Source organism: Methylobacterium sp. Leaf117 (assembly GCF_001422985.1).
In the GTDB taxonomy this organism is placed as follows: Bacteria; Pseudomonadota; Alphaproteobacteria; order Rhizobiales; family Beijerinckiaceae; genus Methylobacterium.
This window is the reverse complement of record NZ_LMNL01000034.1, coordinates 889,529-909,995: the sequence shown is the minus strand read 5'-3', so window position 1 is coordinate 909,995 and position 20,467 is coordinate 889,529. Positions and strand designations below refer to the sequence as shown.

Here is a 20,467-nt window from a genome sequence, read left to right as displayed (position 1 = left end):
GCCCCAATCGGGGCTACCTATGGGGCATGACGAGGCGGATGTCAGCCAGCGGCACCATGAAGCCCCCCGAGGCTTTCGGATGGGCCTGGACCGACGTCGCATCCCGCGCGCCGGGGCGGACGCCGCCTCGGCTCCCGGAAGCCGGCGCGCCTGCGCACGCTGGATTCAGCCGGACCGCCAAGGCCGCCCTGGGCACCGCCAGCCTGGGCGGAGTGGCCCTGTTCTGCGGCTTTCTGGCCTTCGTGGCCTGTCTGGAGCGCGACGAGCGCGTACCGGAGGGACGGGCCGACGGCATCGTGGCCCTGACGGGCGGCGCTCAGCGCATCGGTGACGCCATCGACCTTCTGGCCAACGGCTACGGGCGGCGCCTCCTCATCACCGGCGTCAACGAGCGCACGAGCCGCGACGAGATCGCCCGGCTCAACCCAAGCCAGCGCCACTGGATCGAGTGCTGCGTCGACCTCGACTATCGGGCGCGCAACACCATCGGCAACGCGATCGAGACCCGGCGCTGGATGCGCCAGCACCGCTTCAGCACCGTCACGGTGGTGACCTCGAACTACCACATGCCCCGCACCATGGTGGAACTCGACCATGCGCTCATGGGTGCCGACCGCGTCGTACCCTATCCGGTGATCGCGGAAGGCTTTGAGCCCGACCGCTGGTGGTCGCATCCCTCCTCGGCCAAGCTCCTGGCCTCGGAGTACCTGAAGTTCCTCGTGGCCTGGGTTCGGACCCGCTTCGAGCATGATCCTGAGCGCTCGCGGGCCGCCATCCTCATCGGGCGCGGCAAGCCGATCAAGATGGTCGCGGAGCCCCTGTTGCTGCGCGGGCAGCAATAGGCCGGCGGAAGCCCGGTCGGAAGACGAATGCGAGGCTGGACGCGGCAGTCCCGGCCTTCACAGTCCCAGCCTTCACAGTCTCAGCCTTTACAGTCCCGGCCTTCACAGTCCCTTGCACTGGCTGCGGATCAGACCCGAAAACTCCTTCTCCGAGGTCTGGACCTGGGCGAGGCGTTCCGTACGCTCGGCCCCCGAGAGACAGCGGCCGTAGACGCTCGCCACCCGGCGCATGGTCTCCACGTGCCGGCGCCAGACGCGACACTGGTCGGCGGCCTCGCTGCCGGCCTGCTCGAGCTGGTCGATCGCCTGGCGCTGCATCGAGCTCGCCACGAGAACGTCACGGGCACACGCGGTGTCGGTCGCGCCGCGCGGCTCCGCGGCGACGGGACCGGCCGCGAGTCCGAGAACGACGGCCAGGGAAACGAAGCCCGGTACGAGGCGCATGTTCATGCGGCCTGCGAGGTCGAGGTGTGGGTCAGGAGGGCGTAGAGCGCGCTGGCATCCCGGGCGGCACGGATGCGCTCCAGGATTCCGGGTTCGCGCAGCAGCCGGGCGACCTGCGCCAGAGCCTTGAGATGATCGGCGCCAGCCCCCTCGGGAGCCAGGAGCAGGAAGGCGATATCGACGGGCTGACCGTCGAGAGCATCGAAATCCACCGGCTTCTCGAGGCGGGCGACGAGACCGAACAAGCGGTCGAGGCCAGGAAGCTTGCCGTGCGGGATGGCGACGCCGTCGCCGATACCGGTGGAGCCGAGGCGCTCACGCTGCAGCAGGGTCTCGAACACCTCCCGCTCGTCCAAAGCCGGAAGCTGACGCACCGCATGGGCGCTCAGCTCCTGCAGCATCGACTTCTTGGCGCGGACACGCAGGGACGGCACCACGGAATCCGGAGACAGGAATTCCAGTACTGGCATGAAGGACCGTCGCCCCGTCGGCGGCAGCCGACCCGGCCGCCACTCCATGAAAGGTCGGGCCGCCCGGGCGGCCCTGAGACTCAATCGAGCGGGTTCGGGCTCTGTTCCCGCCCCGCGCCTACGACGCCGCCTCGGCCGGATCGACCCAGCCGATAGCCCCGTCAGTGCGGCGGTATACGACGTTGATGCGTCCGGTGCCAGCGTGAACGAACACGATGACCGGAGCGCCCGTGAGGTCGAGGGCAGTGACCGCCTCGCTTACCGAGTGGCGCTTCAGGGTCTTGGTGCTCTCGGCGACCACGGGCGGGTGTGCCGCCTCGCCATCCGTCAGGTCGTCCTCGTCGAGATCGACCGCATCGGCCTCGCTGGGTGCGGCGAAAACCGCATAGGCCGCCTGCACTGTCGCACCGTCATGGGCGGCCGCGCCGTGATCCTTGAGCTTGTGCTTGTAGCGACGCAGACGCTTCTCGAGCCGATCGGCCGTCTGATCGAAGCTGGCATGGGCGTCATGCGCCGCGCCGGACGCTTCCAGGGTCAGGCCCGAGACGAGGTGGAGCACGCAGTCGGTGCGGTAGGAGGTCCCATCCCGCCGAAGGGTGACGTGCCCCGAACAGGTCTCGCTCATATGGCTGTCGAGGTATTTCGCGAGTGTGGCAGCCATTCGCTCCTCGACACGCCCCCGCAGGGCTTCGCCAAGGTCCAGGCCGTGGCCCGTCACGCGCAATGCCCCCATGATCCCTCCGATTTTCGTTGTGGACGCGCTCTGGTTGAGGAGCCTCATGAGTTAAGGAGCCTCGCCTGGAGAAGTCAACGCGGGGCCGGCCCCGGATCGATCGTCGGCGGTCGATCCGTCATCGAGGCGCCTCGGCTTCGGGATGCGCGTCCTCGGGAGACGGGTTGGAACGGGGCAGCAAGCCGGGTCGGCTCCCACCCCGCGTGCAGGCGTGGCTGGTTGCGGAGGCCGCGCCCTATCCGAAGGCCCCGACCTCGTGCTGGATCATGCCCGAGATCTCCCGCACCCGCTGGAAGCTGCGCCGGATCGGCTCGAACAGCGTCCTGTGCTCGGTCTCGTAGGTTCCGACGTCGCGCGGGCCGGCAGGCTCGCCGAAATTGAGGCCCAGCGTCGGGTCCGGTGTGATCGGGAAGATGTCCTCGAGCAGCGTCAGGCAGCCATCGATATCGAGGCGCAGGAAGCGCTCGATCAGGGCCTCGCGGCTGATCCCCGATTGGGGGCGGAAGCCGGGGATATGCACCGCCAGGAACCAGATCCGGTGGATCAGCGCGAGCCGGATCGCATGCAGCAGGGTCAGGCGGGCCGACATCCGCCCGAGGTCGGGAGCCGCGACCTGCAGGCTGAGCCAGTCGCAGGTGAGTTGGCCGAACAGGTGGCGCAGGTCGGGCGCCAGACGCAGACGGTCGAGGGCGTTGGCGATGACGACGAGTTCCTCGCGCCGTCCGTCGCGCTGCGTACGCCGGGCACGCTCCAGCCACACCGCCGGATCGAGGGTGTCGATATAGGCGCGCAGCACATCGAGATCGGAAACGCTGGCGGCGTGCTGGACCATGCGGAAGGCCCGGGAGAAGCGCACGGAATCCCGCCGCATGTCGCGGAACAGGTCCGGCGTCCGACCGGCCGCACGGCCGACCCCGTGCAGCGAATTGGCCAGGAAGCCGAGTTGCTGCAGGATCGCGTTGTTGGGGATCGCCCGCATCTGACGCGGGTGGGTGATCATGGTCGGGCCGCCGCCATCGGTCTGGCGGGCGACGGGCCGCGAACCGGTGCGGTCGAGGAGGCTCGGGCCGAAGGTGCCGAGCAGGGCGGCGTAGCCCGCATCGTCCACCAGCGCCTCCATGTCCTGGCGCACCACGGTGAAGAACTCGGCGGCGAAATCCGGCTCGGCGTAGATCGGGTCGTCGGTCTCGTCCGCCCCGCTCGCCGGGTCGGACAGGACGTAGTCGGCGAAGCTGTCGTCGTCGGCGACATCGAAGGCGAAGACGTGCTCGGCAATGCGCTCGACCGTCGCCTGGGCCAACGGCAGGGTGCCGAACATCAGGTAGCCGTCCGAGCCCTGGAAGCTCGATTCGAGGCGCACCCGGATGCTCGCGTTCCGGTTGCGCCGGCGCGCATCCTCGGGGGCCAGATAGGCGAGGCGATCGCGCAGGGAGGTCGGGTGAGCGCCTCGGCCGATCGATTCGCCATGGGTGTCGAAGATCGCGAGTTCGACCCCGGTGAGGTCGTTCTGAACCATCAATTCGGTGATGCGCAGGCGCAGGCGCTCGATCCAGAAGCTGGCGGCGAGCTGGCCGACATAGCGCCCGGAATCCGAGTAGCCGAACTGGACGGTAAGGCGCCCGATACGCTTGAGGTACTGGCGCCAGTGCGGGTTGCGCAGGGCATCGTCGAGAACGCGGACGCCCTGTTCCAGGGCACTGGCCGTCTCGAACAGCGGCGTGATCTCGACCTTGTCGGCGATGCCGTAGTGCCGCGCGAGCCAGAGGGCGGCCAGGAGGGTGTAGCCCGTCTCGGTCTCGGCGATGAGGAAACGCACGGGATGCGAGCCGTCCACGTGCTTGAGGATCTGGGTGATCGTCATCATCAGGCGGGCGGCCGAGGCGCGCTCGGCGGCCAGCGCCCCGAAATCCACGTCCACCGCCTGTACGTCGTTGAGGAGCGCGTGGATGCTGGCGAGATGTGAACGGCGCTGCGCCGCGTCTGTCGGCTCGCCCTCGAGGTCGGTCACGCGGCGCACCGCGTTGTGGATCTGGCTGGCATTGAGCCGGAAATGCGGCAGGGCGTTCGAGAGCCCATGGGTGGCGATGCCGGAGCGCAGGAGGGCGACGCTGCGCTTGTCGGCGTCGGAGTCGAGGCCGCCGATGGCTCCAGCCAGTCCGGCCAGGATGGCGCCGGAATCGGTCTGTGCCCGCTCACGCTCGATGATCAGCGCGAGGGCGAAGCGGTGGACCGCCTCGAGGGACGGCTTCGTGCCGAGGCGCGGCGCCACCGCGAGCTGGCGGTTCACGGCGGCGAGCGCGCCGCCCGTCAGGTCGCGCACCACCCGGGTCGCGGGAACCTGGGGCAGGTCGCGCATCACCCTGTCGAGCTGCATCCGCTTCGATTCGAGGCGGTAGCGCACCGTATCCCACCAGCCGATATCGGTGCGCCCGTCCGTGTCGCAGCCGACCCAGCTCGCGATGGCGAAGGGTTTCGGGACCAGTTCGGTCCAGCGGTCGGGCCAGCGCGCGCGGGCCGCGTCCAGCAGGGCAGCGTTGAAGCCGTCGAGGGCGGTGCGTCCGTGGTTGGCCGCGACGCAGGCCTGCTCGAACTCGTCGTCGAGGCTGATCTTGGGATCGGGCCGGGTGGAGTGGTCTGCCGCACGCGCCACCAGCGCCGCGCGGGCCGGTCCCTCGACCTCGCTGGCGGCCTGGGCGATCAGGGCCGCGACGGCGCGTGGCATGCCGAAGGTCGGATGGGCGGTGAACACCACGGCGAAGCCGGTGCGTCCGACGAGATCCCGGAAGCTCTCGAAATCTCCCTGCCGCTGCGGCACCGCCGCCACGAGACGGGCGGCCATGCGGGTGTCGGATGCGGCGGTGGCATCCCGGTCGAGGCCGACATAGGCGCGCAGACGCTCGGCCCGGGACGCCAGGGATTGCGCCCGCAGCAGCGGGAACAACGCGTCGAGATCGTCCTCGCCGATCTCGCCCCGATCGAAGCGGCGGGTGATCGCCAGCGTCACGGCGAGCACGGGGTTGCGGAACGGATCCTCCGCCGCCTGCTCGCGCGATTCCTCGATCAGCCTCAAAAGCTCCTGCTCCAGAGGAAGATCCTGTTCCAGGCCTTCGCCCCGCCGCGATGCGAGGCCGGATTCGGTGGCGGCATCGGCCGGATGGAGGTCATGCGGGCGCATCGATCGACCTTGCGGTTCGGGGGCGGGCGAGAGCGTCATACGGCACTGGGACAACGCGAGCGTCGGAACGTCGAGGGATCCACGGCCACGTCGACAGGTCGACGGAAGCCGCGAACCCGGTTGCCGCCCTCGAACACTGGGTGCCTGCGGGCACCGATCTGGGCGCGCGGGGCCGGACGGGAGGCACTGCTTTCTGACATCAGTGCGGGCGACGCAAGGACTGTTCCGGGGCAAGCCGATCGTGCGTGCGAGCTTGGCTGTCGCGGGGTCTCCGGAACAAGAGCGGGCTCCGGAAGGGTGCAACGCGTCGCGTCCTGGGCTAACGCTGGACCCGGTATGGAAACACTCCTGATCCTGGGGGCCCTGGCCGCCCTGCTGTTCTCCGGGTGCCTCGTGGCCGCGCAGCTGGCGCGCGCGCGCCGGCCCGAACTGCGCATGGCGCGGGAGGAAGATCTGCTGGACGAAGCGGATGGCGCGGACCTGCTGATCCGCGCCCTGGAGCCGCCGCGCGCCAGTCCCATCGATCGCACCGCGACCATCCTCGAGGTCGAGGCCGTGAAGACGCCCTCCCCTCCGACGCTGGCCCCCGATTCACCAGGACCATTGCCGTCGCCCCAGACTTCTCTTCGAGATCGCGAGCTTCGCTGATGGTGTGCTTCCGCACGCGCCGTTGGGCGGTCCTTCCGCCGGCGGCCGTCCTGCTGACGGTGGCCGTCGTGCTGACGGCGGGACCGACGCGCGCACAGGAACCGAACGGGGCGCCCGAAACCGAGGCACCGCCGGCGGCGGCGCCGAAGAAGCGGTCCCCGCCTCGCAAGCCGGCTGCGAAACCGGTGCCCAAACCGGCCGCCGAAGTCGTTCCGGCCGCGCCGCCCGCTCAGGAGCCGACTCGGGAACCGGCTTCGGCTTCGAGTGCTGTGCCGACGCCGGCGGCCAATCTTCCCGGCCTGACCGTGCTGTGCGAAACCAAGGCGGCCCTCTACGAAGGGCCGAAGGACTTCGCCGTCTGGGTCACCCGGACGGGGACCATCGTGGTCGAGAACCCGCTGCGTCCGCTCACGCCCGAGTCAACGCGGGTGCTCGAGGTGGTCATCGCCGGCAAGGCCGCCACGGCCTATGGCCCCGACCTGTTCGCCCTGCGGCGGGGCGGAAGCCCGGTGGCTCTGGGCGCGCTGCTGGGTGCCCCGGTCCAATGGGACGCCACGCCGGTACCGCTGCCGGATACGCTGAATATCGTCTCCGAGGCCGGCCAGAGCCTGGCGCAACTCGGTTTCCGCGAATGCGGCACGGCGCCCGCCGTGAAAAGCCCACCCGTCGCGACGAAGGACGGGGCCGGCAAACCCGCGAAGAAGCCCCGGCCCAAGGTGGCCAGGGATGCCGGCGGCAATGCCGGCGCCAAGGCGCCCCCCGGCCTCAGCCTGCCGCAGGGAGCCATCGAGTGAGGCTGTGTTCAGGACGATGCCGATGGGTGCGGGGATACGGGGACAAGGCGGAAACGGACAGGGGCCGACCGCCGCCGAAGTGATCGCGCGCCTCGGGCTCGCTCCGCATCCGGAGGGTGGCCACTATCGTGAGACGTTTCGCGATCCCCGGACGATCGAGGGGCGCTCGGTCGGCAGCGCGATCTACTACCTTCTGGATCTCGGTGAGGTGTCCGAGTGGCATCGGGTGGACGCGGCCGAGATCTGGCACTGGCACGCGGGCGCTCCGCTCGTGCTCACGGTCAGCCCCAACGGGCACGATGCGGCGGCGGCCTATCTCGGTCCGGACCTCGCCCGAGGCCAGCAGCCGCAGATCGTGGTTCCGGCGGGCCATTGGCAGACCGCCACCAGTCTGGGTGCCTGGACGCTGGTCGGTTGCACGGTCTCCCCGGCCTTCGACTTCGCCGGCTTCGAGATGGCGCCGCCGGATTGGCGTCCAACGCCTCGACTTGGAGCCACTCGCGACTTCCTCAACGAGAAGTAGCAATTTTGTGCCGATGGCCCTTGCCAGGGCGCGTTATAAGGCGCTTTCAGGGCTCCGGTTGCAACCCAGGAATCTCCCGATGCGTCGCCCCGCTCCCCCTGTCGCCGCGTCGCTCGCGTCGGCCCTGCTTCTGCTCGGGACCACGGGCGCGTGGGCAGACCCGACGCCGTCCGCCGCCCCTTCGTCCGTGAAGAGCGAGGGTCCGACTCAGCCGGCCAAGGTTGACGACGGGAGCTATACGGACAAGGACGGCACGCCGACCTACCACGTCACCGAGGGTGGCAAGATGGTCGATTGGCCGGCCATGTCCGGTTACGTGCGATACAATGCGAATTGCATCGTCTGCCACGGTCCCGACGGCGCAGGTTCGACCTATGCACCATCCCTGGTCGAGGCCCTGAAGCGCGACGATTACGCGACCTTCGTGGGCATCGTCGCGGGTGGCAAGAAGGACGTCAATTCTGCGCAGCAACTGGTGATGCCGGCCTTCGGGGATAACCGGAACGTGATGTGCTACATCGACGACATCTACGTCTACCTGCGGGCACGGGCGGACGGCGTCATCGGTCGCGGCCGTCCTGCCGAGCACGAACCGAAATCCGAATCATTCAGGAAGCGCGAGGACGCCTGCATGGGCTGAGGCGTGTCCATGGATCGGGGCGCGTCTCGGGATTGAGCTGCGTCGACCCACAGGAACCCTTCCCGCCGCAGCGGGGGCGACGCGGGCCGCCCTCGCTGTGTTTCGAGATCAGGCGATGTACTGGGCGCCGTTGATCGTCAGGGTCGAGCCGGTGATGAAACCCGAATCCTCGGCCGCGAGATATTCCACCGCGCGGGCGATCTCCTCGGCCTCGCCGAGGCGGCCGACCGGGATCGTCGCGATGATCTTGTTGCGGATGTCCTCCGGCACCGCCATCACCATGTCGGTGGCGATATAGCCCGGTGCGATCACGTTGACGGTGATGCCCTTCGAGGCACTCTCCTGGGCCAGCGCCTTGGCGAAGCCGATCACACCGGCCTTGGCGGCGGAGTAGTTGGTCTGGCCGGCCTGGCCCTTCTGGCCGTTGATCGACGAGATCAGAATGATGCGGCCGAAGTTGCGGGCGCGCATGCCCTCGATGACGGGCCGCGTGCAGGTGAACATCGAGTCGAGGTTGGTCTTGATGACCGCCTGCCACTTGTCGAAAGTCATCTTGTGGAAGGCACCGTCCCGGGTGATGCCGGCGTTGTTCACGAGGATGTCGATCGGGCCGACCTCGGCCTCGACCGCCTTGATGCCCGCCTCACAGGCGGCGGCATCACCCACATCGAACTTGAACACCGGGATTCCGGTCTCGGCCTTGAAGGCGTTGGCGGCCTCGTCGTTGCCGCCGTAATTGGCCGCAACCTTGTAGCCCTTTGCCTTCAGGCCCTGCGAAATGGCGGCGCCGATGCCGCGCGTGCCGCCCGTGACGAGTGCAACGCGTTCCTGAGCCATGATTTCCTCCAGAGATTTTAAGATTTTTTGGGTCGAAACCGAACGTCCTGCGACCGGGGCGTGACGATCGAAGTGGGTCGAGCGCGGCTTTAGCTGGCGTTCCGGCCGTCGCGCGACCGATTTAAATTTGCGGCGGTGTCAAGAAAACTGGATCACCCGCTCCGGACCACCGCCGCAGGAGATCGATTCAAACGCGCTCGATGCACATGGCGACGCCCATGCCGCCGCCGATGCAGAGGGTGGCGAGGCCCTTCTTGGCATCGCGGCGCTTCAGCTCGTGCAGAAGGGTGACGAGGACGCGGGCACCGGATGCGCCGATCGGATGGCCGATGGCGATGGCGCCGCCATTGACGTTCACCTTGTCGGTGTCCCAGCCCATGTCCTTGTTCACCGCGAGCGCCTGGGCGGCGAACGCCTCGTTGGCCTCGATCAGGTCGAGGTCGGAGGGCTTCCAGCCAGCCTTGTCCAGAGCCTTGCGCGAGGCCGGGATCGGGCCGGTGCCCATCACCTTGGGGTCGACGCCGGCGGTGGCCCAGGAGACGATGCGGGCCAGCGGCTTGATGCCCCGGCGCTCGGCTTCCGCTGCCGACATCAGCACGATGGCGGCGGCGCCGTCATTGAGGCCGGAGGCGTTGGCGGCGGTGACGGTCCCGTCCTTGGTGAAGGCCGGCTTGAGCTTGGCCATGGCCTCCAGGGTGGCGCCGTCGCGGATGTACTCGTCGGTGTCGACGATGACGTCGCCCTTGCGGCCCGGCACCGTCACGGGAACGATCTCCTCCTTGAAGCGGCCCTCCTTGCGGGCGGCTTCGGCCTTGTTCTGCGAGGCGGTGGCGAACTGGTCCTGCTGCTCGCGGGTGAGCTGGAAGGCCTGGGCCACGTTCTCGGCGGTCTGGCCCATGTGGTAGCCGTTGAAGGCGTCCCAGAGGCCGTCCTTGATCATCGTGTCGATGAGCTTGACGTCGCCCATCTTCTGACCGCCGCGCAGGTACTGCGCGTGGGGCGAGAGCGACATCGATTCCTGACCGCCGGCCACGATCACGGTGGCGTCGCCGTTGGCGATCTGCTGCATGCCGATGGCGACCGTGCGCAGGCCCGAACCGCAGACCTGATTGACGCCCCAGGCGGTAGCCTTCTCGGGGATGCCGGCCTTGATGGCCGCCTGACGGGCCGGGTTCTGTCCGGCACCGGCGGTGAGCACCTGGCCGAAGATCACTTCGTCCACGTCGTCGGCCGGCACGCCGGCGCGCTCGAGGGCGGCCTTGATCGCCACGGCGCCGAGGTCATGTGCCGGCACGGTGTTGAACGCCCCGCCGAACGAACCGACGGCGGTGCGTGCCGCGCCGACGATGACGATATCTTCTGCTGCCATGGTGACGTTCTCCTCATCCCGGCCAGGCGCTCCCTTGACGCTCCTGGGTTGAGCGTGGGCGCCTTTGTGCCGTTCCCTCGGATGAAAGCCGTCGACCTCGCGAAGTCAAGGCATCCAGGAGTTGTTTCAGGGGCCTACCGTAACAGCGAACACGTCGATGCGTGGTATTCCGCGGGATGAGCGATAAATTGCTGTTTTCGTCGGCACGCGAACGCCTTAAGATGAACTTGTGCGCCGCGAGATCGGGCACTGGTCCCAGCCGCTTCGTCAAGATCGCGTGTGGGCACGAACGTGTTGGGAGAGGCGCCCAGAGATGGCGGATAACGGCAAGTCCAATCACACCGTCATCAAGAAATACGCCAACCGGCGCCTCTATCATACCGGGACGTCCACCTACGTCACCCTCGAAGACCTGGCGACGATGGTCCAGAACGGCGAGGATTTTCTCGTCTACGACGCGCGCTCCGGCGACGACATCACGCGTTCGGTGCTGACGCAGATCATCTTCGAGCAGGAGAACAAGGCCGGGGACGACAATCTGTTGCCGGTCGCCTTCCTGCGCCAGCTCATCCGCTTCTACGGCGACAGCATGCGCACCATGGTGCCGAGCTTCCTCGAATTCTCGATGGCGAACTTCGCTCGCGACCAGGAGGGCCTTCGCGAGAAGATGACCCAAAGCTTCGCGCCGACGGCCTTCCAGAGCGCGATGGAAGAGCAGGTCCGCGCCAACATGAGCTTCTTCGGCGATGCCATGAAGATGTTCACCGCCTTCGGCACCGGCCCGCTCTCGGGCATGGGAACGCACCCCTCTTCGGCCGGTAAGTCCGGCGCGAACGTCCCGGTTCCGAGCACGACGTCCTCGAGCACGATTTCGCAGGCCGGAGCCGGCACGGATCTCGACGACCTCAAGCGCCAAATGGCGGAGATGCAGTCGCGCCTCGAGGATTTGGCCAAGAAGTAGGCGCGCCGGAGACGCCCTCCACGCCTGCCATCACGCCTGGTTTCGCGAATTCCCGATTCCCGTGTCGGCAGTGGCACGTAGTCTTCCGCGCCGCTTCGGCCGGACGGAAGGTTGACGAACCCTTAACGTCGACCATTTCTGTTCCCAGGCGCCGCGCGGGCGCGGGGAATGGATGCCATGGAGCGCCCCGAATCAGAGTCGCCCCCCGACGGCGGAACGCTTACGCGCCGGGATCTCGTCGTGATTGCCGGCCGTGACGATTCGGCCCCTTTGAGCCTGGGTCCCATCCCTGCCCGCCCCATGGCAGGGTTCCTCGCTCAGTTGATCGTGAGCACGGAGCCGACCCTGCGGCCTTCCCGCATCGAGCGCACGCGCTCGGCCGCAGCCCGTTACGCCGAGGCGGCACGCCGCGCCTGACAGGTTCTCCCGAATCGGGCACACGGCCGAAGGTGGCCCGCGCAACGAAAAAAGCCGGACCCGCTGATAGGGGTCTCGGCTTTTAAGCGTCGGAATCGATCGCCGTCCGTCGGGCGCCCGTCAGGCGTCCCGCGAAGCTCAGGCCTCTGCGGACTTCACTTTGAGGACCTGACGGCCCCGGTACATGCCCGTCTTCAGATCGATGTGATGGGGACGGCGCAGCTCGCCCGAATCCTTGTCGGTAACGTAGGTCGGGGCCTTGAGGGCATCGGCGGAGCGGCGCATGCCGCGACGCGAGGGGGAGGTCTTTCGCTTCGGAACGGCCATCGGAAGAGTCCTGTACGGCAAAAAAGGCACCGCTGGCGCGACTTCCTGGGGAAGGCCGCCTCGGCACCGTGGTCAAACGGAGATTCGCTGGCGGCTCTATAACGCCAGACGCCGCTTCTGGCTAGAGCGGTCCGGCGCAAGAGACCGGCCCCGGTTCGACGGCGGCCGCGCGTGCCGAACCTCCTGACCGACATCCGCACGGTGAAGCTCTCAAGCGTTCGCCAAGACAAGCCGCTATACAGCCTGACCCGGTCGGGATTTCTGCCCGGTCGCCCCTTCGATCCGAGTTCGATCCGAGCCTGAACGCGCGCGAGGACTTTAAGCTGCGGTTCAACTTGGGACTTCTATTCCGGAAGCAGGGTCGCTGCCGCATCGCGCGGAGAGCGATGCTTTCGGGAGACGTCCATGTCCTCATCCCTGCTACGTACCCTCGCTCTGCTGACGTGCTTGGCCGCCGGCCCTGCTCTGGCCCAAACGCCGAGCCCGACCATGACCTCGCCCTCGCCCTCGCCAAAAACGATGGCGCCGACCGCGCCCACCCCTCCGAAGGCGCCTACGGTCGAGAGCCCCGCTGCCGCGCACAAGGCCGCCCTGATCGACATCAACAGCGCCACCGCCGCCGAACTCGACGCCTTGCCGGGCATCGGTGCGGCCCGTTCCGCCGCCATCATCAAGGGCCGTCCCTATCGCGGCAAGGATGAGTTGCTGTCCAAGAAGATCATCCCGCAGAACGCCTATGACGGCATCAAGGACAAGGTCATCGCCAAACAGAAGTAGCGGCCGGCGCGGCGCGCCTCGTGTCGCGCGCCGCGTGCCCATCCTGGATTGTTTGTCTGCCTCACCCCTGTGGGCCTCCCTTGTCGGGGGCGGGAGCGAGTGGTAGGCGCCGGAGATCACACGCAAAAACACCGCTCGAAAACGCCGTTCTTGGCCCGTCACAGATTCCAGCGCAGAAGCCCGTCCGCCATGCCGCCGCATCCCGCCATCCGTCTGCATCGCGGCGACCTGCCAGCCGATTACGTCGCCGGCCCGGCCATCGCCATCGACACCGAAACACTGGGCCTCAACCCGCATCGCGACCGGCTGTGCGTGGTTCAGATCTCGCGCGGCGATGGCACCGCCGATGTGGTCCAGATCATTCCCGGAGGCCCGGCGGCCGAGACGCTCCTGCGCGTCCTCGCCGATCCCGCCACCCTGAAGATCTTCCATTTCGCACGCTTCGATCTCGCCGTGCTGTTCCATGGTCTCGGGGTCATGCCCGCGCCGGTCTACTGCACCAAGGTCGCCTCGAAGCTGGCCCGCACCTACACCGACCGACACGGGCTGAAGGACGTCGTCCGGGAACTCGTGGGCGTTGATCTCTCCAAGCAGCAGCAATCCTCCGATTGGGGGGCAGACACCCTCAGCCAGGCCCAAGTGGATTATGCCGCGTCCGACGTGCTCTACCTGCACGCCGCACGGTCGCGCCTCGACGCGATGCTGGAGCGGGAGGGGCGCACTGAGATCGCCAGAAGCTGCTTCGACTTCCTGCCGACCCGTGCTCGCCTCGATCTGGCCGGCTGGGCCGAGGCCGACATCTTCGCGCATACCTGAATGCCTGTCTGAGTGCCCGTGTGACGGTGGTCGTGCGTCGCCGCACATCTTCGCGGTGGCACCCGGCTTCATTCCGTCGATCGATCGGCCGGAGGCTTGATGCTTTGGCAAGCTTCCCGTCATAACTTCGCCACCGCCCCCGGGCATCCGGCGGCCGACCCAGCCGCGGCGCGCCCCTCGCGAGTGCCGACGCCGCCGGGGCACGATGTTGGGAATGTCATGCAGGTGGGCGCGGCGATCGAGACGGGGCGGACGAACGAGGGTCGCGCGGATGCGCGCCGGACTCGCGCCCATGCGCGTGCGCGCAGCCACAGCAGCCATGTGCTCGCCCTGCGCCGAATCATCCCCCTGGCCGCTGGAACCGCCGTTCTGGCGCTCGCGGTCGTCACCCTGTTCAATCCGTTCGGTTCCAGCCTGCCGGACGTGTCGATGGGTCAGGTCAGCCTGTCGGGCAGCAAGGTGAAGATGGAGAACCCCCGGCTGTCGGGCTTCCGCAAGGGTGACCGGGGCTACGAGGTGACTGCCACCGCCGCCTTTCAGGATGTGCGCAAGCCCAGCGTGATCGAGCTTCAGGCGATGAAGGGCCAGCTCAACACCGACGACAAGGGGGGCCTCCTCCACCTCGAAGCCGCCGCCGGCGTGTTCGATTCGTCGCGCGAGTCGCTGAACCTCGATCGCGATATCCGCCTCTGGACCGACAAGGGCGAGGAAGTTCGTCTGAAGACCGCCGCCGTCGACTTCAAGGCCGGCAGCGTCAAGTCGAGTGACACGGTCACGGTCTCGATGCCGAGCGGCACCATCGTGGCCGATTCCCTCGAGGTGATCGACAGCGGGCACGTGATCTCCTTCGTCGGCAACGTGCACACGGTCCTGCATCAGCAGGACAAGTCCGAAGCCTCCGGCGATGCGTTGCAGGTCGCGCGCCTGAACGATCGGGCGGCGCGCGTCCGCACGACGTCGGCCGAGCCGGAAGACGGGGGGCGTCGTCCGTGACGCAGTCTGCGGCGACCCGAGCCGCCCTGCCCCGGCGCGCAAGCCTCCTTGCCCTGTCCGTCGTGACCGTCATGCTCGCGAGCAGCGCCTCGGCGCAAACGGCGCCCGCTTCTCCCCGCAAGGAGAAGACCGCCTCTCCCCTGGGCAGTCTCGGGGGCGGCGGCAAGGAGCCGATCAAGATCGACGCGGACCGTCTCGACGTGTTCGACCGCGAGAACAAGGCGATCTTCGCCGGCAACGTCGTGGCGGTCCAGGGCGACAGCACCATCCGCTGTTCCAGCATGACGGTGCGCTACAAGCGCGGCAAGGACAAGAAGGAGCCGGCACAGGCTGCGGCCGAGACCGCGAGCCAGGCCGAGCGCGCCGCCGGCCTGAACGAGAACGGCATCCAGCGCGTGGAATGCGCCGGCCCGGTCACGGTGGTGCAGAAGGACCAGATCGCCACCGGCGACAACGCCGTGTTCGATCAGGAGGCCAAGCGCATCGTGGTCACCGGAAACGTCATCCTGAGCCAGTGCCAGAACGTCACCCGGGGTTCGCGCCTCGTCTATGACATGGCCACCGGCCGGGCAAACATGGACCCTGTGGCGGGCGGGCGCGTCTCGGCGCTGCTGGTTCCGCAGAAGGAGGACGGCGCCAAAGGCAAAGGGTGCTCGCAGGCTCCCATCGCCGGGCGCGTCGCGAAGCCGCCGGTTGATAGGCCGTCTGCCGATAAAGCCTCCGCTGACAAGCCCACGGAAGCATCCGCCGAGAAGCCCGCCGGCAAGACCCGGGCTCAGACGAATTGAGTGCCGCAGCACCGGCGCCCGCCCTGGCGGAGCGCTCCTCTGAAGGCGCGGACGCACGGCGCCCGACGTCCTTGTTCGGTCGCCTCTTCGGTGGACGCGCACGCCGCCGTGCGGCGGAGGCCGCCGCCATTGCCGAGGAAGGGGGCGGCCCCGGCATCCTCTGCGTGCGCGGGCTGCGCAAGAGCTATGGCGCCCGCACCGTCGTGCACGAGGCTGGCCTGACCGTCCGCAACGGCGAGGCGGTGGGCCTGCTTGGCCCCAACGGCGCCGGCAAGACCACGATCTTCTACATGATCACCGGTCTCGTCACGGCGGATCGCGGCACGATCACCCTCGATGGACTGCCGATCACCCGGCTGCCGATGTATCAGCGCGCCCGCCTCGGCATCGGCTATCTGCCGCAGGAGGCTTCGATCTTCCGCGGCCTGACGGTGGAGGACAATATCCGCGCCGTGCTCGAAGTGGTCGAGCCCGACCGCAAGGAGCGCGGTCGCAAGCTCGAATCGCTGCTTGAGGAGTTCGACATCGCGCGCCTGCGCAAGTCGCCGTCAATCGCGCTCTCGGGGGGCGAGCGGCGGCGCTGCGAGATTGCGCGGGCGCTGGCCTCCTCACCGAGCTTCATGCTTCTCGACGAGCCTTTCGCGGGCATCGATCCCATTGCGGTGGGCGATATCCAGGATCTGGTAAAACACCTGAAGCAGCGCGGCATCGGTGTGCTGATCACCGACCATAACGTGCGCGAAACCCTCGGGTTGATCGACCGGGCCTACATTGCCCATTCCGGCCGTATTCTGACCGAGGGGACGCCGGAAGAGATCGTGGCTAACCCCGAAGCGCGCCGCCTCTATCTCGGCGAAGACTTTCGCCTCTAGGCACGCCCTCGCTCCGGGTGGGCCCTTCGCAATTGGCCGGCAGAACAAGACGCCGCCGGCATCTCCCGCAGATTTTTTCACCCGATCGCGTGGCGGGACCAATTCGGCCCAGGTCTGGCGCGACGCCGACTTTCCCTATCGCAACAAGCTTTTGTTAGCGTGCACAATGCGAGGTTCAGCCCTCGCCTGAGCGTCGGACGCCTGTGGTGTTTCGGTGACGTGCCTAATTTGCGAGCAAATGTTCCCCGGCACGCTTTGACGTGTGCTCGGGTTGGCGCTACACCTGGGAACTGCGAAAAGGAAGCAAGATCTGTGCCGAGGCGGGGCTCACGGCGACGTGCGCGGCTGGCCTAAGGCGCGACTCACTCCGGGGCCACAACCATGAGTCTGCTGCAACGGCTGGAAATGCGCCAGGGCCAAGCCCTGGTGATGACGCCTCAGCTTCTCCAGGCGATCAAGCTCCTCCAACTGTCCCAGCTCGATCTCGCCGCCTATGTGGATGCCGAACTGGAGCGCAATCCTCTCCTCGAACGCGCCGAGGGCGAAGCCGAGATCGAACGTCCCCCCGGTGAGACACCTTCCGAATCCTCTGTCGATCGGGCCGGAGATGGCGAGGATGGCGATTACGACGGTGGCGACGAGCCGTGGATCGCCACGACGCTGACGGCGAGCGGCGCCGACATGGAAAGTGCCCTCGACACCCGCCTCGACAATGTCTTCTCGGACGAAAATCCGAGCCATGCGCGCGAAGCGGCCTCCGGTGACATGCTCTCGCTGACACCGGCTCCCTACGGCAACACCGGCGGAAGCTTCGAGGGGGAGGCCCCCGACTTCGAGGCGACGCTGACCGCCGAGGTCTCTCTGCGCGAACATCTCGGCGCCCAGCTCGACCTCGCCACCCGCGATCCGATGGACCGCCTGATCGGCGGATTTCTCATCGACGCCGTCGACGATGCCGGATACCTGCGCGAATCGATCGACGCGGTGGCCGAGCGCCTCGGCGCCTCGCTTGACCGGGTCGCCCGCGTGCTGAAGCTCGTCCAGAGCTTCGAGCCGGCGGGGATCGCTGCGCGCGATCTCGCCGAATGCCTCGCACTCCAGTTGCGCGACCGCGACCGTTTCGATCCCGCCATGCAGGCGCTGGTCTCGCGCCTCGACCTCGTGGCCAAGCGCGATTTCGCGGCGCTTCGTCGGCTCTGTGGCGTCGATGACGAGGATCTCGTCGACATGCTGGCGGAGCTGCGCCGGCTCGATCCCAAGCCCGGCCGCGCCTTCGGGGCCCGCGCCGTCGAGGTGCTGATCCCGGACGTGTTCGTGCGCGCCGCGCCGGACGGCTCCTGGCTCGTGGAACTCAATGCCGAGGCGCTGCCGCGGGTCCTGGTCAACCAGAGCTACTATGCCCGCGTCTCACGCGGAGCGGCCGCCGAGGGCGACAAGGCCTTCCTGTCGGAATGCCTTCAGACCGCCAACTGGCTGACCCGTAGCCTGGAGCAGCGGGCCCGCACCATCCTCAAGGTCGCCTCCGAGATCGTGCGCCAGCAGGATGCCTTCTTCCTGCACGGCGTCGCGCACCTGCGCCCGCTCAACCTGAAGACCGTGGCCGAGGCCATCGGCATGCACGAATCCACCGTCTCGCGGGTGACCTCCAACAAGTCGATCGGCACCAGCCGGGGCACGCTGGAGATGAAGTACTTCTTCACCGCGGCGATTCCGGGCGCGGCCGGCACCGCGTCTCATTCCTCGGAGGCGGTGCGCCATCGCATCAAGCAGCTCGTCGACGGCGAGGCCCCAAGCGACGTGCTGTCGGACGATGCCCTGGTCCAGAAGCTCCGCGACGAAGGCATCGACATCGCTCGCCGTACCGTGGCGAAGTACCGGGAATCCCTGCGGATTCCCTCCTCGATCGAGCGCCGGCGCGAGCACTTTGCCTATGCGGGGCGCTGAGGCGCGGGCTCTGAGCTGCGAGCTCCGCGACCCTCAGGTGAAACGGATACGATGCGCGATCTGCGGCTTCGCTGAGGCGTCCTGTGCCGGTTCGATGATCCGCATGTCGATGCGGCCCTCCGCGTCGCGGAAGACGTCGTAGACCACGCGATCGGTGACAGCGTTGCCGTCTCCGAAGATCAGGACCTGCGGCTTGCGCGCCATCACGTCGTCGACGGTGCCATAGGTCGAGGAGGCGATGATGATTTCGTCGCCGACTTGGCAGGTCCGGGCGGCCGCGCCGTTGAGGATGCAGCAGCCCGAACCGGCCGGTCCGTAGATGACGTAGGTGCTGATCCGCGCGCCCGACATCTTGTTCCAGATTTCGACGAACTCGAGGGGATCGAGCCCGACCTCCCGGCAGAGATCCGCGTCCAGCGTGATCGAGCCGTGATAGTTGAGGTCGGCCCCCGTGACCCTGATGCCGTGCAGCTTGGCGCGGACAAAACTCTGCATTGCTCGGGTTCCTTTAGGTATCGGGCTGCGCCGGGCAGCCATCGCGGCTCTTGCGCCCGACCGACGCCAGCTTCGGCTTCATGAGTGGGCTGGCCGACGAAAGGCAACCCCGAGGCAAACCGGAACACGCCGGAACACCCCCGTCAGCCGGCGCAAAGCGCAGCCGCGTCACACGGGAGCCGGGAGAGCCACCACCGTGAGCAGGGTGCCTTCGACCCCCGTCACCCGGACCCGCGTGCCGAGGGGCGCGTCGGGCCCCGCGACGCGCCAGAGCGTGTCGTTGACGCGGATATGTCCCTCGCCATCGACGATGGCGGCGGCGAGCGGGTAGTCGCGCCCGAGGAGGCCCTGAGCGCCCTGATTCAAGGCATTCGCGCCGGCCTGGGTGCGGCGGCTCGCAACCACTGCGAAAGCCACCGACAATGCGGCGAACAGCAGGAGCTGGCCCTGCCAGGGCAACGGCACGAGGAGGATCTGCAGGCCCGTGACGAGGGCCGCGAGGCCGAGCCAGAGCAGGAACACGCCGGATGCGATGAGCTCGGTTCCCATCAGCACGAGGCCGATGAGGATCCAGGTCCAGGCTGGCCCGATCGCTGCCACGAACGCGGCGATCATCGGCCGGCTCCTCCGACATTCGGAGGCAAGCCGGTGCTCTTTCGGGCCTGGGCGCCCTCGCCGAAGACGCTGCGGGTGATTTCTGCGATGCCGCCGAGGGTGCCGGCCAGGGCTGCCGCCTCGATCGGGACCACCACGACGCGCTGGTTCGGGGCCGTGGCGATCGCCTTCACCGCCTCCACGTACTTCTCGGCCACCAGGAAGTTCGCCGCCGCGATGTCGCCCTTGGCGATGGCCTCGCTGACCAGCTGCGTCGCCCGCGCCTCGGCCTCGGCGCCGCGCTCGCGCGCCTCCGCATCGCGGAACGCCGCCTCCTTGCGGCCCTCCGCCTCCAGGATCGCCGATTGCTTGCGTCCCTCGGCGCGCAGGATATCCGCCTGCCGGTGGCCTTCCGCTTCCAGAACCGAGGCGCGCTTCTCGCGCTCGGCCTTCATCTGGCGGGCCATGGCGCCGGCCAGGTCGGCGGGGGGCACGATGTCCTTGATCTCGATGCGGGTCATCTTCACCCCCCACGGCGAGGCCGCCGCATCCATCACCCGCAACAGGCGCTCGTTGATCTCGTCGCGGTGGGAGAGCAACTGGTCGAGGTCCATCGAACCGACCACCGTCCGGATGTTGGTCATGGTCAGGGTCATCATGGCGACTTCGAGATTCGAGACCTCGTAGGAGGCCCGCGCCGCATCGAGCACCTGATAGAAGACCACCGCGTCGATCCGTACCCCCGCATTGTCGCGGGTGAAGGCCTCCTGGCTCGGCACGTCGATGACCTGCTCCATCACGTTGACCCGCCGACCGATGCGCTCGACGTAGGGCGCGATCAACCCGAGCCCGGATTCCAGGCTGCGATGATATTTGCCGAACCGCTCCACGGTGTAGACGTGGCCCTGCGGCACGATGTTGATGCCGATGGCGAGCGTGACGACGACAAGCGCCACCAGCACCACCGCCGCGATGCTCACCCCCACAGACAGATCCATTCTTCAAGCC

Annotated in this window: 22 protein-coding genes; 12 read left to right on the top strand and 10 right to left on the bottom strand. The window is 67.9% G+C overall.

Annotated elements, in window-relative coordinates:
* The first annotated feature begins 38 nt into the window (after nt 1-38).
* The gene (locus tag ASF57_RS18815; protein WP_244477005.1) at nt 39-842 is read left to right on the top strand and encodes a YdcF family protein; all 804 of its coding nucleotides are present in this window, start codon (nt 39-41) and stop codon (nt 840-842) included.
* Between the two features lie 102 nt (nt 843-944).
* Here the strand turns inward: ASF57_RS18815 and ASF57_RS18810 are convergent, their stop codons facing one another.
* The 4 genes from ASF57_RS18810 to ASF57_RS18795 form a co-directional block, all read right to left on the bottom strand.
* The gene (locus tag ASF57_RS18810) at nt 945-1,292 is read right to left on the bottom strand and encodes a hypothetical protein (protein WP_244477004.1); all 348 of its coding nucleotides are present in this window, start codon (nt 1,290-1,292) and stop codon (nt 945-947) included.
* Nucleotides 1,289-1,756 (bottom strand): PTS IIA-like nitrogen regulatory protein PtsN, encoded by a 468-nt coding sequence (ptsN, locus tag ASF57_RS18805; RefSeq protein WP_056187880.1) that lies wholly within the window; start codon nt 1,754-1,756, stop codon nt 1,289-1,291. The genes ASF57_RS18810 and ptsN overlap by 4 nt, the downstream gene beginning before the upstream one ends.
* Before the next feature lie 118 nt (nt 1,757-1,874).
* Nucleotides 1,875-2,489 carry a ribosome-associated translation inhibitor RaiA gene (gene raiA / locus ASF57_RS18800; protein WP_056187877.1) on the bottom strand — a complete coding sequence of 205 codons (615 nt, stop codon included), beginning with the start codon at nt 2,487-2,489 and terminating at the stop codon, nt 1,875-1,877.
* A 235-nt stretch (nt 2,490-2,724) separates the two neighbouring features.
* Nucleotides 2,725-5,664: a phosphoenolpyruvate carboxylase gene (locus ASF57_RS18795; protein WP_082504128.1), complete on the bottom strand. Its 2,940-nt coding sequence runs from the start codon at nt 5,662-5,664 to the stop codon at nt 2,725-2,727.
* A gap of 336 nt (nt 5,665-6,000) precedes the next feature.
* On the opposite strand from ASF57_RS18795, the gene ASF57_RS18790 reads away from it, so the two are divergent.
* From ASF57_RS18790 to ASF57_RS18775, 4 genes are all read left to right on the top strand, one after another.
* On the top strand, nt 6,001-6,312 hold the full coding sequence (locus tag ASF57_RS18790) for a hypothetical protein (RefSeq protein WP_056485854.1): 312 nt from the start codon (nt 6,001-6,003) through the stop codon (nt 6,310-6,312).
* Nucleotides 6,312-7,106: a hypothetical protein gene (locus ASF57_RS18785; protein ID WP_156376220.1), complete on the top strand. Its 795-nt coding sequence runs from the start codon at nt 6,312-6,314 to the stop codon at nt 7,104-7,106. Before ASF57_RS18790 ends, ASF57_RS18785 begins: the two co-directional genes overlap by 1 nt.
* Before the next feature lie 22 nt (nt 7,107-7,128).
* Nucleotides 7,129-7,629, top strand: a complete 501-nt coding sequence (locus ASF57_RS18780; protein ID WP_056486218.1) for a cupin domain-containing protein — start codon at nt 7,129-7,131, stop codon at nt 7,627-7,629.
* Between the two features lie 79 nt (nt 7,630-7,708).
* A complete protein-coding gene (locus tag ASF57_RS18775) occupies nt 7,709-8,269 on the top strand; it encodes a c-type cytochrome, methanol metabolism-related (protein ID WP_056485851.1) in 561 nt (186 codons plus the stop codon).
* Between the two features lie 108 nt (nt 8,270-8,377).
* On the opposite strand, the gene phbB is transcribed toward ASF57_RS18775, so the two are convergent.
* Both phbB and ASF57_RS18765 read right to left on the bottom strand, forming a co-directional pair.
* Entirely contained in the window at nt 8,378-9,106 is a 729-nt protein-coding gene (phbB, locus tag ASF57_RS18770) for an acetoacetyl-CoA reductase (protein WP_056485848.1), read from the bottom strand.
* A gap of 187 nt (nt 9,107-9,293) precedes the next feature.
* Nucleotides 9,294-10,475 carry an acetyl-CoA C-acetyltransferase gene (locus ASF57_RS18765; RefSeq protein WP_056187861.1) on the bottom strand — a complete coding sequence of 394 codons (1,182 nt, stop codon included), beginning with the start codon at nt 10,473-10,475 and terminating at the stop codon, nt 9,294-9,296.
* 313 nt (nt 10,476-10,788) lie between these two features.
* On the opposite strand from ASF57_RS18765, the gene phaR reads away from it, so the two are divergent.
* On the top strand, nt 10,789-11,436 hold the full coding sequence (gene phaR / locus ASF57_RS18760) for a polyhydroxyalkanoate synthesis repressor PhaR (protein ID WP_056485845.1): 648 nt from the start codon (nt 10,789-10,791) through the stop codon (nt 11,434-11,436).
* 555 nt (nt 11,437-11,991) lie between these two features.
* On the opposite strand, the gene rpmF is transcribed toward phaR, so the two are convergent.
* Nucleotides 11,992-12,180 (bottom strand): 50S ribosomal protein L32, encoded by a 189-nt coding sequence (gene rpmF, locus ASF57_RS18750; protein WP_056187853.1) that lies wholly within the window; start codon nt 12,178-12,180, stop codon nt 11,992-11,994.
* Nucleotides 12,181-12,585: 405 nt separating this feature from the next.
* Here rpmF and ASF57_RS18745 point away from each other — a divergent pair, with 405 nt between their 5' ends.
* The 6 genes from ASF57_RS18745 to rpoN all read left to right on the top strand — a co-directional run bounded on the left by ASF57_RS18745 (nt 12,586) and on the right by rpoN (nt 18,370).
* Nucleotides 12,586-12,957: a helix-hairpin-helix domain-containing protein gene (locus ASF57_RS18745; RefSeq protein ID WP_056485840.1), complete on the top strand. Its 372-nt coding sequence runs from the start codon at nt 12,586-12,588 to the stop codon at nt 12,955-12,957.
* 189 nt (nt 12,958-13,146) lie between these two features.
* Nucleotides 13,147-13,773 (top strand): ribonuclease H-like domain-containing protein, encoded by a 627-nt coding sequence (locus ASF57_RS18740; protein WP_056187846.1) that lies wholly within the window; start codon nt 13,147-13,149, stop codon nt 13,771-13,773.
* A gap of 219 nt (nt 13,774-13,992) precedes the next feature.
* Nucleotides 13,993-14,766, top strand: coding sequence for a hypothetical protein (locus ASF57_RS18735; protein ID WP_056485834.1), 774 nt, complete (start codon nt 13,993-13,995; stop codon nt 14,764-14,766).
* A 71-nt stretch (nt 14,767-14,837) separates the two neighbouring features.
* A complete protein-coding gene (locus ASF57_RS18730; protein WP_056486215.1) occupies nt 14,838-15,554 on the top strand; it encodes an LptA/OstA family protein in 717 nt (238 codons plus the stop codon).
* 71 nt (nt 15,555-15,625) lie between these two features.
* On the top strand, nt 15,626-16,426 hold the full coding sequence (lptB, locus tag ASF57_RS18725) for an LPS export ABC transporter ATP-binding protein (RefSeq protein WP_244477003.1): 801 nt from the start codon (nt 15,626-15,628) through the stop codon (nt 16,424-16,426).
* Between the two features lie 381 nt (nt 16,427-16,807).
* Nucleotides 16,808-18,370 (top strand): RNA polymerase factor sigma-54, encoded by a 1,563-nt coding sequence (rpoN, locus tag ASF57_RS18720; RefSeq protein WP_082504127.1) that lies wholly within the window; start codon nt 16,808-16,810, stop codon nt 18,368-18,370.
* Nucleotides 18,371-18,403: 33 nt separating this feature from the next.
* Here the strand turns inward: rpoN and panD are convergent, their stop codons facing one another.
* The 3 genes from panD to ASF57_RS18705 form a co-directional block, all read right to left on the bottom strand.
* Nucleotides 18,404-18,865, bottom strand: coding sequence for an aspartate 1-decarboxylase (gene panD, locus ASF57_RS18715; protein ID WP_056485828.1), 462 nt, complete (start codon nt 18,863-18,865; stop codon nt 18,404-18,406).
* 168 nt (nt 18,866-19,033) lie between these two features.
* Nucleotides 19,034-19,480 carry an NfeD family protein gene (locus tag ASF57_RS18710; protein WP_056485824.1) on the bottom strand — a complete coding sequence of 149 codons (447 nt, stop codon included), beginning with the start codon at nt 19,478-19,480 and terminating at the stop codon, nt 19,034-19,036.
* Nucleotides 19,477-20,457: an SPFH domain-containing protein gene (locus ASF57_RS18705; protein WP_056187830.1), complete on the bottom strand. Its 981-nt coding sequence runs from the start codon at nt 20,455-20,457 to the stop codon at nt 19,477-19,479. The genes ASF57_RS18710 and ASF57_RS18705 overlap by 4 nt, the downstream gene beginning before the upstream one ends.
* Between the last annotated feature and the right edge of the window lie 10 nt (nt 20,458-20,467).